Raw genomic sequence first — 14,180 nt, forward strand, 5'->3', positions numbered from 1 at the left:
GGACGACTGCGGAGCGTGAAGGTGCCGGGCGCCGATCCCCCCACGGGAAAGGCGCCCGGCATATGCGGGGCCGTCAGGGGCCCCGCAGTATTCGGAATCAGATCTTCAGGCCGTGGCCGTGCGGGAAGACCGGGTTCTCGGTGTCGTTCGGGACGTCCGGGCGCGAGGCCTCGACCGCCGCCATCGAGCGCGGGAGCTCGAAGGGCAGCCGGCCCTCGGCGACGGCCCGGCCGAAGGCCACGTCCAGCAGCGCCGCGTCGCTCGCGCCGTAATCGGCGATCAGCGCCGCCGCGCGCTCGGCGATCTCCGGGATGACGGCGGCGCGCTCCAGGTTGATGCAGACCACCGTGGGGACGGCGTCGAGGAGGGCCAGGATCCGCGTCAGCTCCGGTTCGGCGAAGGCCAGCGAACCCGAGTGGAAGAAGGACTCGAAGAGGTTCTCGCGGGGCTCGTGCGGGGTGCGCAGGCGCAGCACCGCCAGGTCCGCCGCGGCCGGCTCGGACACCGGCTGCCCGTAGGCGGCGGCGACGGCCGCGTCCACGCCCTCGACGTACAGCTTCGGCCGGCCGGTGAGCGGGAGGGTGGCGCCGGTGTTGGTCAGGACGGTGAGCGAGCGCCGCTGGGCCGCGGCGCCGAGCGCGGCGAAGTCGGCCCGGCCGACCGTCTCGGCCGCCTCGTCCGGATCCACGTACGGGTTCTCGAACAGGCCGAGGGTGAACTTCTCGCGCAGCAGCCGGCGTACGGAGTCGTCGATGCGGGACTCGGTGACGCGGCCCGAGCGCACCAGCTCCACCACCACCTCGGGGCACTGCTCGCCGCCGAACTGGTCCGAGCCCGCGTCCAGGGCGCGGGCCGCGCGCTCGGCGGTGCTCAGGTGCTCCAGGCCCCAGGCCCGCGCCGGGTGCACCTCGCCGAAGATCACCGCGTCGCTGAGCAGTCCCCAGTCGGTGCAGACGATGCCCTGGAAGCCGAGCTCCTCGCGCAGCAGACCGGTGACGACCCCCTTGTTGAAGCCGAAGCCGACCCCTCCCAGTCGGTGCCGACGGGCTGGCCGTAGTACGGCATCATCTGCGCGCAGCCGGCCGCGACGGCCGCCCTGAAGGCGGACGGGCGGCTGCGGGAGATCTCGACGGCGGGCACGGGGCTCCCGGCGGCCTGACGCGCGCGTCAGGCCTAGCGCGCCTCGAACGCGGGCAGTGCCGCGATCACCTTCGACAGGCCCGGCGGTACCGACCCCTCGGCGGCGGCCACCTCGTAGCCGCCGTGGACCACCGCGTACGTGTACCCGTCGTAGACCGTCTCGCCCATGGAGACGCGGGGCAGGTGGGCGAAGTCCGCCTCCCGCAGCGCGGTGCGCAGCTTCTCCAGTTCGGCCGCCGACAGCTTGCCGGTGCCGGTCTGCCTGGCCTTCCCGTCGAGCCGCAGGAACGAGCCGTCGCCCTTGATCTCCAGGCTGTGGGTCGTCCCGGCGAAGCCGCCGCTGCGCGTGACCCGGACGAGCGTCTCGTCGGGGTCGGGCGCCCGGGGCGTGGGGCTCGCGCCCGGCGTCCCGGACCGGCTGGGAGGCGGGCTCTGGCTGCCGCTCCCGCTGGGCGTCGGCTGCGCGCTGACGGTGACACCGCCGTCGCCGGAAGGGGGCGTGTCCGACCCCTCCGAGGTGCACCCGCCCAGCACCAGTACGACGGGCACCACGGCCGTGACCACGGCCGTTCGAAACGCTCGCACACCCCACCCCCACAGGAAGCCGGTCCGAACCCCGAGTATGGAGTCCGCACCACCCGCGCGGAAGCACCCGGAGGCCGACATCAGCCGTATCGCCCCCTGGCGCTGGCTGCCGCCGCTCGCCGCCGTCGCCCTCGGCCTCTGGGGCCTGGAGCGCGGCGGCAGCATGTGGCGCGACGAATCCGTCACCTGGCAGGCGGCGCACCGCCCGCTCGGCGGGCTCTGGGAGCTCCTCGGCCAGGTCGACGCCGTCCACGGCCTGTACTACCTGCTCATGCACGGGGTCTTCGCGGTCTGGGACACCGGCGCCGCGGACGGCGGCCTGTGGGCCCTGCGGCTCCCCTCCGTCGCCGCCACCGCCCTCGCCGCGGCCGGCGTGGCCGCCGTCGGGCGCCGGCTGGCGGGGGAGCGGGCCGCGCTGATCGCCGGCCTCGCCTACGCGGCGGCGCCGCCGGTGCAGATGTACGCCCAGGAGGGCCGCTCGTACGCCCTCGTCGCGGCGGCCGTGGCCTGGGCGACGTACCTGATGCTGCGCGAGCGCTGGGCCGCGTACGCCGTGGTGCTGCTGCTCGGCTGCTGGCTGCACGAGTTCGCCGTACTGGCCCTGCCCGCGCACGCCTTCGCCGCCCGGCGCTCGCGCGGCTGGCGGTGGAGCGCCGGGGCGGTCGTGGCCGGGGTGCTGCCGCTGGCCCTGGTCGGCGCGGGTCAGGCGCAGCAGCAGCTGGGCTGGCTCGGGCGGCCGAGCTGGCGGGACTGGACCGCGTACGGGGTGGCCGCGGCGGCCGCGCTGCTCCTCGCGCGGGGAGCAGCGCCGGCCCTGCGGCGGGTGGCCCTGCCGCTGGTGCTGCTGCCGCCGGGGCTGCTGCTCGTGGTCTCGCTGGTCCACCCCTGGTACGTCGACCGGTACGTGCTCTACGCCCTGGCCGGGCTCGCCCTGCTGGCCGGGGCGCGGCTCGCGGACGCGCGCGGGCCGCTGCCGTGGCTGCTCGTGGCGGCGCTGCTGGCGTGGTTCGGCTGGTGGTCGGTGGGGCTGCGCACCCCGGAGAGCCGCAAGGACGACGTGCTCGCGGTGGCGGCGGCCGTCCGGGAGCGGGCCCGGCCGGGGGACGCGGTGCTGTTCCTGCCGTCGCGGCGGCGCGAGTGGCTGCTGTCCTCGCCCCAGCTGTACGGGTCCCTGCGCGACGTGGCGCTGGAACGCTCCCCGGCGGCCTCCCGCAGCCTCCAGGGCACGGAACTGCCCCCGGAGGAGATCCGGGAGGCGCTGCTGGGTGCCGACCGGGTGGTGGCGCTGCTGGACCCCGCGGGCCAGCCGCTGGACGGCTACCCGGCGGAGGCGGTCAAACGACAGACCCTGGTCTCCTCCTTCGACCTGTGCTCGGTGACCGGGACCCGGGGCGCCCGAGTAGCCGTCTTCGCCCGCCCGGGAGGCTGCCCGTAGCCCTCCGGGGGCGGGAGCGCGCGGGCCGCGCAGGAGGATGAGGGGGCGCCCCGCTGGGTGGGCGACCGGTTCTGATGGAGGTGTCCATGTCGCTCACGTACGAGAACGCCGTGTTCCGCGAGGCCGCACTGCCCGGGCCGTTGGTCGGGGGCGACTGGCTGGCGGAGCGGCTCGGGGCACCCGGCCTGGTCCTCTTCGACGCCTCCGTCGGCGCCCACCGCGGCGCGGACCACCGGATCCCGGGGGCGCGGCCCTTCGACCTGGACGGCGCCCTCTCCGACCACGACGCCCCCGCGCCGCACACCATGCCCGGCGCCGCCGAGTTCGCCGAGGCGATGCGCGGCCTCGGCGTCGACGACACCGACACCGTGGTCGTCTACGACGGCGCCGGCGTCTACTCCAGCGCCCGCGCCTGGTGGATGCTGCGCGCCATGGGCTTCGACAGGGTCGCGGTCCTCGACGGCGGACTGCCCGCGTGGCGCGCCGCCGGGCGGGAGGTGGAGGCCGGCGGGCCGGCGTACGAGGGACCGCGCGGTTCCTTCACCGCCCGCCCGCGCGCCGGGCTGCTGGTGGACGGCGCCGCCGTCGCGGCAGCCCTCGCGGACCCGGCCGCCGCCGTACTGGACGCCCGTACCCGGGAGCGCTTCGCCGGCACCGCTCCCGAGCCGCGGCCGGGCCTGCGCGGCGGCCACATGCCCGGCGCGGCCAACCTCCCCTTCGGGGAGCTCCAGAGCGAAGGCGGCCTGATGCTGCGGCCCGCGGAACTGCGCGCGGCGTTCGAGCCGCTGGTCGGCGGGGTCGGCGACCGCGACCGGCTGCTGTTCAGCTGCGGCTCGGGCGTGACGGCGTGCGTCCTCGCCCTCGGCGCGACCCTCGCCGGGTACGGCGGGCTGGCGGTGTACGACGGCTCCTGGAGCGAGTGGGGCATGCCGTCCGACCGGCCGGTGGCCACGGGGGGTTAACCCCACCGCGTACCCGGGTACCGCCCCCATCGGCCGGGGGCGGCGCCGCGGCCAGAATCGGGGGCATGCCCACTCGCCCCGCTCACGCCGCATCATCCCGCCCCGTCCGTACGGCGATCGCCGCCCTCGGGGCCGGACTCCTGCTGGCCGGCTGCTCGTTCACGGACGGCGGCCCGAAGAAGACCGCGACGGCCGACGCCACCGTCGGCGAGGCCGTGACGGCGGTCGAGGTCACCGGTGCCCGCGCCGGCTCCATCGAGGTCCGCCCGGGCACCGGCCCCGGCGTAACCATCCGCCGTACCGTCCACTACCGCGGCGACACCGCGCCCACGCCGGGGCAGCGGGTGTCCGACGGCGTGCTGACCTTCACCAACGGCTGTACGGGCACCGCCGACTGTTTCATCGACTACCGCCTGGAGGTCCCGGCCTCAGCCGCGGTCCGGCTCGACAGCAGCAGCGGCCGCATCACGGTGACGGGCGTGGCGGCGGCCGATCTGTCCTCGGACTCCGGCGAGGTGAAGGCCGACGGCATCGCCGGCCCGCTGAAGGTCCGTACCTCCTCGGGCCGGATCGCCGCCGCCGGCCTGTCCGGCCCGAGCGCGGACGTACGCTCCGCCTCGGGCGACGCCCGCCTGGACTTCGCCGCGGCCCCGAAGTCGGTGACGGCCGAGGCCTCCTCGGGCGACGTGACGCTGAAGGTCCCGGCGGCCCCGTACGAGATCGCGGTCTCCACCACCTCCGGCGACCGCGAGGTCACGCTCCCCACCACGCCCTCGGCCGCTTCCCGCCTCTCGGCGAAGACCACCTCGGGCGACGTCCGCATCTCGGCGGCGGGCTGAGCGGGGGGTTAGGCCGTCGTGGCCGCTGCGCGCTCGGCGGCGCTCCGCTCGACGCAGAACTCGTTGCCCTCGGGGTCGGCCAGGGTGACCCAGCCGGAGCCGTCCGCCCTGCGGTGGTCGCCGACGACGGTGGCGCCCAGGGCGAGGACGCGCTCGACCTCCTCGTCGCGGGACCGGTCCACGGGCTGAAGGTCCACGTGCACCCGGTTCTTCACGGTCTTGCCGTCGGGCACCGTGACGAACAGCAGGGCCGTGCCGGGCGCCGTGACCAGTGCCTCGGGGTCCCCGGGGAAGTCTTCGTCGTCGAGCGAGCCGTCCAGGACGCCGGCCCAGAACTGCCCCAGGTTGTAGGCGTCGGAGCAGTCGAAAGTGAGGTGTCGTACAAGAGAAGCCATGCGGCGCACTATCGGCGAGGCCCGCGGCCCGTGTCCACCGACTTAGGGGTGTTCGCCCCGGGCGAACGGGGGTTGGGGAACATCGGGGGGCGCACATGCATTGAGTCGGCATAGCTCAACTTCACTGCCGGAGGGAAGATCATGGCTTCGACGTCCGTAACGCTCACTCTGCCCGTGCTGCCGCTCGACGACGAGGTCGTGCTGCCTGGGATGGTCGTTCCGCTGGACCTGTCCGACGCCGAAGTGCGCGGGGCCGTCGAGGCGGCCCAGGCCGCCGTCGGGAGCGGGAAGCCCCGGGTGCTGCTCGTGCCGCGGGTCGACGGGAAGTACGCGGGCACCGGGGTGCTGGGGACCGTCGAGCAGGTGGGACGGCTCTCCGACGGGGATCCCGGCGCGCTGATCCGGGGCCGCGGGCGGGTCCGCATCGGCGCCGGGACCACCGGGCCGGGCGCCGCGCTCTGGGTCGAGGGCGAGACCGTGGAGGAGACCGTGCCGGACCCGCTGCCGGGGGCCGTCGCCGAGCTCGTCAAGGAGTACAAGGCGCTCGCCACCAGCTGGCTCAAGAAGCGCGGAGCCTGGCAGGTCGTGGACCGGGTCCAGCAGATCGAGGGGGTGTCGGCCCTGGCCGACAACTCCGGGTACTCGCCGTTCCTGAGCGTGGCCCAGAAGGTCGAGCTGCTGGAGACCGCCGACCCGGTCGCCCGCCTCAAGCTGGCGGTCAAGGCGCTCAGCGACCACCTCGCGGAGCAGGACGTCGCCGAGTCCATCGCCAAGGACGTACAGGACGGCGTCGACAAGCAGCAGCGCGAATTCCTGCTCAAGCGGCAGCTGGAGGCCGTCCGCAAGGAACTGCGCGAGCTGAACGGCGAGAAGGACGGCGAGGAGTCCGACGACTACCGGGCCCGCGTCGAGGCGGCCGACCTGCCCGAGAAGGTACGGGAGGCCGCGCTCAAGGAAGTCGACAAGCTGGAGCGCGCCAGCGACCAGTCGCCCGAGGGGTCCTGGATCCGCACCTGGCTCGACACCGTGCTCGAACTGCCCTGGAACGAGCGGACCGAGGACGAGTACGACATCCGCGGCGCCCGCGCCGTGCTCGACGCCGAGCACGCCGGGCTGAGCGACGTGAAGGACCGGATCACCGAGTACCTCGCCGTCCGCAAGCGGCGCAGCGAGCGCGGGATGGGCGTGGTCGGCGGCCGCCGCGGCGGGGCCGTGCTGGCCCTCGTCGGCCCGCCCGGGGTGGGCAAGACCTCCCTCGGGGAGTCCGTGGCGCACGCGATGGGCCGCAAGTTCGTCCGCGTCGCCCTCGGCGGCGTACGGGACGAGGCCGAGGTCCGCGGCCACCGCCGGACGTACGTCGGCGCCCTGCCGGGCCGGATCGTCCGGGCCATCAAGGAAGCCGGCTCGATGAACCCCGTGGTGCTGCTCGACGAGATCGACAAGGTGGGGTCCGACTTCCGGGGAGACCCGGCGGCAGCCCTGCTGGAGGTCCTGGACCCGGCGCAGAACCACACCTTCCGCGACCACTACCTGGAGGTCGAGCTCGACCTGAGCGACGTGGTCTTCCTGGCCACCGCCAACGTGCTGGAGGCCATCCCGGAGGCGCTCGCCGACCGCATGGAGCTGGTCCGCCTCGACGGCTACACCGAGGACGAGAAGGTCGTCATCGCCCGCGACCACCTGCTGCCGCGCCAACTGGAGCGCGCCGGGCTGGGCGTGGAGGAAGTGGTCCTGGAGGAGGAGGCGCTCAGGAAGCTGGCGGGCGAGTACACCCGCGAGGCGGGCGTGCGCACCCTGGAGAGGTCCATCGCGCGGCTGCTGCGCAAGGTGGCCTCGCAGCACGAGCTGGGCGAGCGGGAGCTGCCGCTGAGCATCGGCGCGGGCGACCTGCGGGCGCTGATCGGCCGGCCGCACCACGTGCCGGAGTCCGCGCAGGACCCGGCCGAGCGGCGCACCGCCGTACCCGGCGTGGCCACCGGCCTCGCGGTGACCGGCGCGGGCGGCGACGTGCTCTTCGTCGAGGCCTCGCTGGCCGACCCCGAGACGGGCGCGGCCGGGCTCACGCTGACCGGACAGCTCGGCGACGTCATGAAGGAGTCGGCGCAGATCGCGCTCAGCTTCCTGCGCTCGCACGGCGCGGAGCTGGAGCTCCCGGTGGCCGACCTGAAGGACCGGGGCGTGCACATCCACTTCCCGGCGGGCGCGGTCCCCAAGGACGGGCCGAGCGCGGGCATCACCATGACGACGGCGCTGGCCTCGCTGCTGTCCGGGCGCCAGGTCCGTACGGACGTGGCCATGACCGGGGAGGTGTCGCTGACCGGGCGCGTCCTGCCGATCGGCGGCGTCAAGCAGAAGCTGCTCGCCGCCCACCGGGCCGGGCTGACCACCGTCATCATCCCGAAGCGGAACGAGGCCGACCTGGACGATGTCCCGGCCGAGGTGCTGGAGGGGCTGGAGGTGCACCCGGTGACGGACGTGCGCCAGGTCCTGGAGCTCGCGCTCGCCCGGCAGGAGGTCTCCTTCACCACGGCCGCCTGATCCGGCCCGACCGGCCGGACCGGCAGGGCGAGACGGCTGGGCCCGGGAACCCGCTCCGGCGGGGTCCCGGGCCCGTGGTGCGTCCGCTGCGAAATACTGGGAGCCGACGCGGCCGGAGCGCCGCACCCCACCGAAGGAGCAGGACGTGCACGGGAGCGAAGACCAGGAGTTCCTTGCCCTGGAGCGGGAGCTGTCCGTCTTCCTCAGGCGCGCCCGGGCCTCCTCCGGGGAGATGGCCCGCGCCCTGCACCCCGAGCTGGAGCCGGCCGCGTACGGGCTCCTCACGCGCCTGGAGGCCGCGGGCCGCCAGCGGGCCACCGAACTCGCCGCGTACTTCGGGGTCGGCAAGGCCACCATGAGCCGCCAGCTGCGCGCGCTGGAGGTGCTGGGCCTGGTGGCCCGCGAGCCGGACCCGGCGGACGGCCGGGCCTTCCTGGTCGGGCTCACGGACGAGGGCCGCGAGCGCTTCCTGCGGGTACGGGACGCCCGGCGCGAGCAGTACATGCGCAAGCTCGCCGACTGGGACCGGGGCGAGGTCGCGGAACTGGCACGGCTGCTGAACCAGTTGAACGCGGGCGTCGAGTAGCAGGGCGTCGAGTAGCAGGGCGTCGAGCGGCGGGGCGTCGAGGTAGCAGGGCGTCGAGCGGCGGGGCTCAGAGCAGCGGGGCTCAGAGCAGCGGGGCTCAGAGCGGCGGGGCTCAGAGCAGCGGGGCTCAGAGCTCCGCGTACACCGCCGAGGCGTCGTCGTGCCGCTTGCCGCGCGCGAGCGGGCGGCCCGGGGCCGACTCCAGGGCCCGTACCCGGCCGATCAGCCCGTGTGCCCCCTCCTTGCGCAGCACGGCCATGCACTCGGCCCAGCCGCCCTCCCGGAAGGTGTCCGTCCACCGGCTGGCCCCGTCCGTGAGCGCGGCCACCGCCCGGACCTGCGACCGCGGGGTGCGCCCGGTGACCGCCCGCGCGGCCACCGACGGGTCGGCGGCCGCGGTGAAGAAACCGCCCTCGGCGTTGCGCAGGGCGTCCGCCCGGTCCGCCGTACGCAGCGCCTCGCGCGGTATCCGGTCCAGCCGGTCGTCGAGGACGGCCGTCACCTCGCCGCCGGGTGCCTGGAGCAGGAGTACGGAGTCCGAGAGCACCAGGTGCTCGACCCACTCCTCGTCCCAGCGCACGACGACCACCGTCGCCTGCGGGGTGCGTACGTGAGAAAGGTCACAGGTGTCCCGGTGGGCCCCGGCGGTGGCGGTGATGGACTCCGCCAGGATCCGGCTCAGCGGCATGTCCCGCCGCGATCCGGACAGTTCGGTCAATCGGCCGCCGAGCCGGGTCACGAACCAGGGCACCCCGTGCGCGCAGCCGACCTCGCCGCGCGGCGGGGTGACCCCGTCCAGGGTGACGAGCACGCCGCCGCCCGACGCGGGGACGGCGGCCGACACCCAGTCCTCATTGGGGCGTTCCGGGCTGCCGGGGACCGAGGCCAGGTCTATGCGCATACGGACATTCTGCCCGGCGGGGCCCGGTGGCGCGGCTCGGCTCGCGAAAAGTCCGTACCAATGCCGAGGCAGTTGGGGCCCGTGAGGCGTAGGGAGCCGGGTGTGGGACAGGAGGCGCCGCCCGGAGATGTGGGCGGGCATACTGCCAAAAGCCGCATCGATCTTTCAACCGCCTGTCCACCGCCGCGCCCTGACACCCGATCGCCGAGTTGGTTGCCAACTCATCCGTGATGTTCACTCCTTCGAGTGGCCGGGTGGGCGATGGGCGGCTCTCTCCCCAACACACTGCGATGGTCTGTGGCGGTACGAGGGGGCAAGGAGCGTTTACTTGTTGACCGGCCGTTACCTCGGCCACACGAGTAGACGAGCAGCACGAGCAACACGTACAGGATTGCGAGCACCGGTGCAGAAGAAGCGGTCTCGGCAGAACGGCACCGCCCCCGACGGGCCCGCCCCCGCAGGACGCCCCGTCCGCGTGCGCAGCCGCCTGGTCATCGGCGTCGCCGTCGCCGGACTCACCGTCCTCGCGGCCGGCGCCCCCGCCGCCGTCTCCGCCTCGGCGGACCTGAACGACTCCCAGCGCCTGGTCACGCTCGCCGAGCAGACCCGGCAGACCCTCACCCTCTCCCACCTCCTCGGCGACGAGCGCGACGCCGTCATCGAGTACGTGGCCAAGGGCCGCCCCGGCGCCGCCGCCAAGGGCCCCGTCCAGGAGCGCTTCGCCCGTACCGACCGGCAGCTCGCCGAGGTCCAGGCGGACGCCGACGAGGAACTCGCCCGCGCCATCGGCCGGGTCCGGGCCGTCCGGACCGAGGCCGTCGACGGCAAGGGCACCGCCCTCGCCGCCCACCAGGCCTACGCCGGCGTCATCGCCGAACTCCTCGCCCCCGGAAACCGGCTCGCCGAGCTCACCCCTCCGCGCGCCGGGGCCGCCCTCGCCACCACCCGGCCGCTGGCCCCCCTCGGCCAGGCCGTGGAACAGGCCGCGGCCACCCGTGGACTGCTGCTCGCCGCGCTGGCCGTCCCCCGCGGCGAGCAGCTCCCCAACTCGGCGGTGGTGGACGAACTCACCACCGCCGCCCAGCGTGCCCGCGTACGGGAACAGGCCGCCCTGGACGACTTCGCCCGGGCCGCGCGCCCCGACGTGCGCCAGACCCTCGCCGCGACCGTCACCGGGCCCGAGGTCAAGACGGCCGACGACTACCTCAGACGCCTCACCGACCGGCCCACGCTCGCGGCCGCCGACCGCAGGCTCGACGGGCCCACCGTCGGCTCCGCGCTCACCGCCCGCATCGACCGGATGCGGTCGGTGGAATCCACCCTCGCCGGCCAGCGGGCCACCGCGCTGGCCGCGCTGCGGGACGACGACGTCACCTCGCTGGAGGTGCTCGTCGCCTTCCTCGGCCTGCTGTTCCTGGTCACCGTCGCCGTCTCCACGGCGGTCGCCCGCTCCCTGACCCGCCCGCTGTCGGTGCTCCGGCGCGGCGCGGCCCGGCTGGCGACCCCCGAGGGCTCGGTGGAACCGGTGCGGTTCACGGGCCGCAACGACGAGTTCGCCGAGGTCGTCCGCCACCTCAACGCGGTTCGCGACCAGACGGTCTCCCTGCACACCCGGATCGCCGGGCTCGACGCGGACCGCCGCCGCATCATCGGCCGCAACGAGGCGCTGTCCTCGGGCCGCGAGGTACTGGAGGACGAGCTCGCGCAGCTGCGGGCGGGGCTGGAGGAGCACCGCCGCATCATGTCGACGACCTCGGTCTCCCTCTCGCTGCGCACGCTCGGCCTGGTGGAGCGCCAGCTCGCCGTCATCGAGGAGCTGGAGTCCAAGGAGCAGGACCCGGACCGGCTGGCGACCCTGTTCAAGCTGGACCACCTGGCGACCGTGATGCGCCGCCACAACGAGAACCTGCTGGTCCTGGCCGGTCAGGAGCACGGCCACGGACAGGCCGCCGCGGTGCCGCTGGTGGACGTCATGCGGGCGGCGGTCAGCGAGATCGAGCGCTACGAGCGGGTCGACCTGGCCGCGCTGCCCTCGTACACGCAGGTGGCCGGCCACGCGGCCGACGACATCTCGCACGTGCTGGCGGAACTGCTGGAGAACGCGACCACCTTTTCGCCGCCGGACGCCAAGGTGAAGGTGTCCGGCCGGCTGCTGGACTCCGGCGACGTGGTGCTGTCCGTCCTGGACACGGGCATCGGGGTCACCGGGGACCGGCTGGAGTCGCTGAACTCCCGGCTGGCCACGCCGGAGGCCTACGACGAGGAGCCCGAGTCGGAACACGGCCTGGGCCTCGGCCTGTACGTGGCCGGGCGGCTCGCGGCGCGGCACGGGGTGACGGCGGAGCTCCGCGCGGCGCAGTACGGCGGGACCGAGGCCCTGGTGGTCGTCCCGGCGGCGCTGCTGCCGGACACGCCGCCGGTGTCGCCGGTGCACGCCCTGGCGACGCCGGGGGCGCAGGCCCTGCACCTGCCGGGCGTGATCGCCGAGGCGAACCAGAACACCCTCCAGGCGCGGCTGCGGGACCTCACGGATCCGGAGCCGACCGTCCGGCCGGAGCCGCAGGCGGACTTCGCCGCCGAGCCGACCGCCGAGCCGACCGCCGAGCCCGGGCCGGTGCTCGTACCCGAGCCGGGACCGTCGGCGGGCTTCGAGGCCGAGCCGTCGCCGGAGTTCGAGTTCGCGGCCGAGCCGGAGTCCGGGCCGGAGAGCGAGTCGGAGTTCGGCGCCACGCCGGTCCCGGAGCCCGGGCTCGCCGCCGAGCCGGAGACGGTCCCCGAAGCGCAGCCGCAGGCCGCGCCCGCGCAGTTCGCCGCCGAGGACGGGCAGTTGCCGCCCGCCGACCAGGTGTTCACCGTTCCGGCCCAGGGGGACCCGGGCGAGGAACTGCTCGCGCGGGTCGTACCCGACCCGGCGCCCGAACCGCACGGCCACGCCCCCGCCGCCGACGACGACTGGCTGCCCCGCCGGGGCAGCCACCCCCTGTCCGAGACCGCCGAGGCGCAGGCCGGCGCCGACGCCGAGCCCGTCACCGACAAGGGCCTGCCCAAGCGCACCCCGCGGGTCGTGGCCGCCGGGCGCGGGGACGACGTACGGCCCGAACCGAGCCGGGTGGACGCCGACGAACTGCGCCGCCGGCTCGGCGGGTTCTACCGGGGCGCCCAGGACGGGCGGCGCGTCGCCGCGGCGGAGATCGCGCAGGACCGGAACCAGCACCGCAATCAGGGGCAGGACCAGAGACAGGACCAAGGGCAGACCGACCGGGGGGACACCGCACAGGAGGCACGCACATGACCGCGCCCAGTACGTACGGACTGAGCAGCCAGGCCCGCAACCTTCAGTGGCTGCTGACCGACCTGGTCGAGGAGGTGCCCGGCGTCGACTCCGTGGCCGTCGTTTCCTCGGACGGGCTGCTGCTGCTCTCCTCCGACCCCGTCGGAGAGCAGGACCAGCCACCCGCCGACCGCCCCAAGGGGCCGCGCGGCGCCTCCGCCGACCTGGCCACCATCGTCTCCGGCCTCGGCAGCCTCACCACCGGAGCCGCCGCCCTCATGGACGGCGGCGCGGTGAAGCAGACCATGGTGGCCATGGAGCACGGTTCCGTGTTCGTCATGGCCATCAGCGACGGCTCGCTCCTCGGCGTGCACGCCGCCCCCGACTGCGACATGAGCGTCGTCGCCTACCACATGGCCCTGTTCGTCGGCCGCGCCGGCCACGTCCTGACCCCCGAAGTCCGCAGTGAGCTGCGCCAGTCGATGGAGAGAACCCCGTGAGGAGTCCGGCCTCCGACCGGCTGCCGATACGCGGCGCCGACCGCCGCCCCGCCCGCGTCCGCCCGTACTCCCTCACGGGCGGCCGGACCCGGGTCGCACACGTCCTGCTGGTGGAGACCTTCGTCGCCGCCCTGGACACCAAGGCGCCCGAGCCGCAGAAGCCCGACCGCATGCCCGAGATGCCCGCCATCGTCGAGGTCTGCCGCCGCATGCGCACGATCGCCGAGATCGCCGCGCTGCTGAAGCTGCCGCTCGGCGTGGTCCGCGTCCTGGTCAGCGACCTGGCCGACCAGGGAAGGCTGCGCGTCTACGGGACCGGGCACGGCACCGGCCGCCCCGAACGCGCACTGCTCGAAAGGGTGCTCGGTGGTCTTCGCCGTCTCTGACTCCGCCGGCCGGGAGGCGGGGACCGCCGACGATCCCGTACAGCCCTGGCAGTACGACCGCTCGCGCGCGCCCGTGGCCGTCAAGGTGCTGGTCGCGGGTGGGTTCGGGGTCGGCAAGACCACCTTCGTGTCCTCCGTCTCCGAGATCACCCCGCTGCGCACCGAGGCGGTGATGACCCAGGCCAGCGTCCCGACCGACGACCTGTCCGCGACCCCGGACAAGCACACCACCACCGTCGCGATGGACTTCGGGCGCGTCACGCTCGACGACGACCTCGTGCTGTACGTGTACGGGACGCCGGGGCAGGAACGTTTCTGGTTCATGTGGGACGACCTGGTCCGCGGAGCCATCGGCGGGATCGTGCTGGCCGACACGCGCAGGCTGCGCGACTGCTTCCCCGCCCTCGACTACTTCGAGAGCTGCGGGCTGCCGTACGCCGTCGCCGTCAACCACTTCGAGGGCACGCGCGCGTACGAGCCCGAGGACGTGCGCGAGGCGTTGACCATCCCGCCCCACGTGCCCGTCGTGATCATGGACGCGCGGCGCCGGGCCACGGTCGTCGAGTCCCTGCTGACCCTGGTGGGCCACGCCCTGGACGCGACGCCCGAATAGCCCGTACACAGACCGAATCGAGAACGTGA

13 protein-coding genes are annotated in these 14,180 nt (G+C 74.7%); 9 read left to right on the forward strand and 4 right to left on the reverse strand.

The annotated features are described in order from the left end of the window. Positions 1-97: 97 nt before the first annotated feature. Complete coding sequence (locus AB0M99_RS31525) at positions 98-1,171, reverse strand: glycoside hydrolase family 3 N-terminal domain-containing protein (RefSeq protein WP_365926542.1); 1,074 nt, start codon at positions 1,169-1,171, stop codon at positions 98-100. A gap of 2 nt (positions 1,172-1,173) precedes the next feature. Further along, complete coding sequence (locus tag AB0M99_RS31530) at positions 1,174-1,725, reverse strand: hypothetical protein (protein WP_365926546.1); 552 nt, start codon at positions 1,723-1,725, stop codon at positions 1,174-1,176. Between the two features lie 37 nt (positions 1,726-1,762). On the opposite strand from AB0M99_RS31530, the gene AB0M99_RS31535 reads away from it, so the two are divergent. From AB0M99_RS31535 to AB0M99_RS31545, 3 genes are all read left to right on the forward strand, one after another. Beyond that, entirely contained in the window at positions 1,763-3,160 is a 1,398-nt protein-coding gene (locus AB0M99_RS31535) for a glycosyltransferase family 39 protein (RefSeq protein ID WP_365926496.1), read from the forward strand. A gap of 86 nt (positions 3,161-3,246) precedes the next feature. Continuing rightward, positions 3,247-4,122, forward strand: coding sequence for a sulfurtransferase (locus tag AB0M99_RS31540; protein WP_365926498.1), 876 nt, complete (start codon positions 3,247-3,249; stop codon positions 4,120-4,122). Between the two features lie 65 nt (positions 4,123-4,187). After that, positions 4,188-4,961, forward strand: coding sequence for a DUF4097 family beta strand repeat-containing protein (locus AB0M99_RS31545; RefSeq protein ID WP_365926500.1), 774 nt, complete (start codon positions 4,188-4,190; stop codon positions 4,959-4,961). Positions 4,962-4,969: 8 nt separating this feature from the next. Here the strand turns inward: AB0M99_RS31545 and AB0M99_RS31550 are convergent, their stop codons facing one another. Beyond that, positions 4,970-5,356 carry a VOC family protein gene (locus AB0M99_RS31550; protein ID WP_365926502.1) on the reverse strand — a complete coding sequence of 129 codons (387 nt, stop codon included), beginning with the start codon at positions 5,354-5,356 and terminating at the stop codon, positions 4,970-4,972. A gap of 141 nt (positions 5,357-5,497) precedes the next feature. On the opposite strand from AB0M99_RS31550, the gene lon reads away from it, so the two are divergent. Further along, positions 5,498-7,894 (forward strand): endopeptidase La, encoded by a 2,397-nt coding sequence (gene lon, locus AB0M99_RS31555; protein ID WP_365926504.1) that lies wholly within the window; start codon positions 5,498-5,500, stop codon positions 7,892-7,894. A 145-nt stretch (positions 7,895-8,039) separates the two neighbouring features. Next, on the forward strand, positions 8,040-8,480 hold the full coding sequence (locus tag AB0M99_RS31560) for a MarR family transcriptional regulator (protein ID WP_365926506.1): 441 nt from the start codon (positions 8,040-8,042) through the stop codon (positions 8,478-8,480). 127 nt (positions 8,481-8,607) lie between these two features. Here the strand turns inward: AB0M99_RS31560 and AB0M99_RS31565 are convergent, their stop codons facing one another. Beyond that, on the reverse strand, positions 8,608-9,381 hold the full coding sequence (locus AB0M99_RS31565) for a protein phosphatase 2C domain-containing protein (protein ID WP_365926508.1): 774 nt from the start codon (positions 9,379-9,381) through the stop codon (positions 8,608-8,610). Between the two features lie 403 nt (positions 9,382-9,784). Here AB0M99_RS31565 and AB0M99_RS31570 point away from each other — a divergent pair, with 403 nt between their 5' ends. Genes AB0M99_RS31570 through AB0M99_RS31585 form a run of 4 tightly spaced genes read left to right on the forward strand, consistent with a single transcriptional unit; the run spans position 9,785 to position 14,151 of the window. Next, complete coding sequence (locus AB0M99_RS31570) at positions 9,785-12,673, forward strand: nitrate- and nitrite sensing domain-containing protein (RefSeq protein WP_365926510.1); 2,889 nt, start codon at positions 9,785-9,787, stop codon at positions 12,671-12,673. Continuing rightward, the gene (locus AB0M99_RS31575) at positions 12,670-13,152 is read left to right on the forward strand and encodes a roadblock/LC7 domain-containing protein (protein WP_365926512.1); all 483 of its coding nucleotides are present in this window, start codon (positions 12,670-12,672) and stop codon (positions 13,150-13,152) included. Before AB0M99_RS31570 ends, AB0M99_RS31575 begins: the two co-directional genes overlap by 4 nt. Further along, positions 13,149-13,538, forward strand: a complete 390-nt coding sequence (locus tag AB0M99_RS31580; protein ID WP_365926514.1) for a DUF742 domain-containing protein — start codon at positions 13,149-13,151, stop codon at positions 13,536-13,538. The genes AB0M99_RS31575 and AB0M99_RS31580 overlap by 4 nt, the downstream gene beginning before the upstream one ends. Then, the gene (locus AB0M99_RS31585) at positions 13,519-14,151 is read left to right on the forward strand and encodes an ATP/GTP-binding protein (RefSeq protein ID WP_365926516.1); all 633 of its coding nucleotides are present in this window, start codon (positions 13,519-13,521) and stop codon (positions 14,149-14,151) included. The genes AB0M99_RS31580 and AB0M99_RS31585 overlap by 20 nt, the downstream gene beginning before the upstream one ends. Positions 14,152-14,180: the final 29 nt, after the last annotated feature.

The sequence above is a fragment of the Streptomyces sp. NPDC051183 genome, from assembly GCF_040682455.1.
Classification (GTDB): domain Bacteria; phylum Actinomycetota; class Actinomycetes; order Streptomycetales; family Streptomycetaceae; genus Streptomyces.

Excerpts from the sequence above, each read along its gene's own strand:
- AB0M99_RS31535 (WP_365926496.1), top strand. The coding sequence starts at position 1,763 with ATGGAGTCCGCACCACCCGCGCGGAAGCACCCGGAGGCCGACATCAGC.
- AB0M99_RS31540 (WP_365926498.1), top strand. The coding sequence starts at position 3,247 with ATGTCGCTCACGTACGAGAACGCCGTGTTCCGCGAGGCCGCACTGCCC.
- AB0M99_RS31545 (WP_365926500.1), top strand. The coding sequence starts at position 4,188 with ATGCCCACTCGCCCCGCTCACGCCGCATCATCCCGCCCCGTCCGTACG.
- AB0M99_RS31550 (WP_365926502.1), bottom strand. The coding sequence starts at position 5,356 with ATGGCTTCTCTTGTACGACACCTCACTTTCGACTGCTCCGACGCCTAC.
- lon (WP_365926504.1), top strand. The coding sequence starts at position 5,498 with ATGGCTTCGACGTCCGTAACGCTCACTCTGCCCGTGCTGCCGCTCGAC.
- AB0M99_RS31565 (WP_365926508.1), bottom strand. The coding sequence starts at position 9,381 with ATGCGCATAGACCTGGCCTCGGTCCCCGGCAGCCCGGAACGCCCCAAT.
- AB0M99_RS31575 (WP_365926512.1), top strand. The coding sequence starts at position 12,670 with ATGACCGCGCCCAGTACGTACGGACTGAGCAGCCAGGCCCGCAACCTT.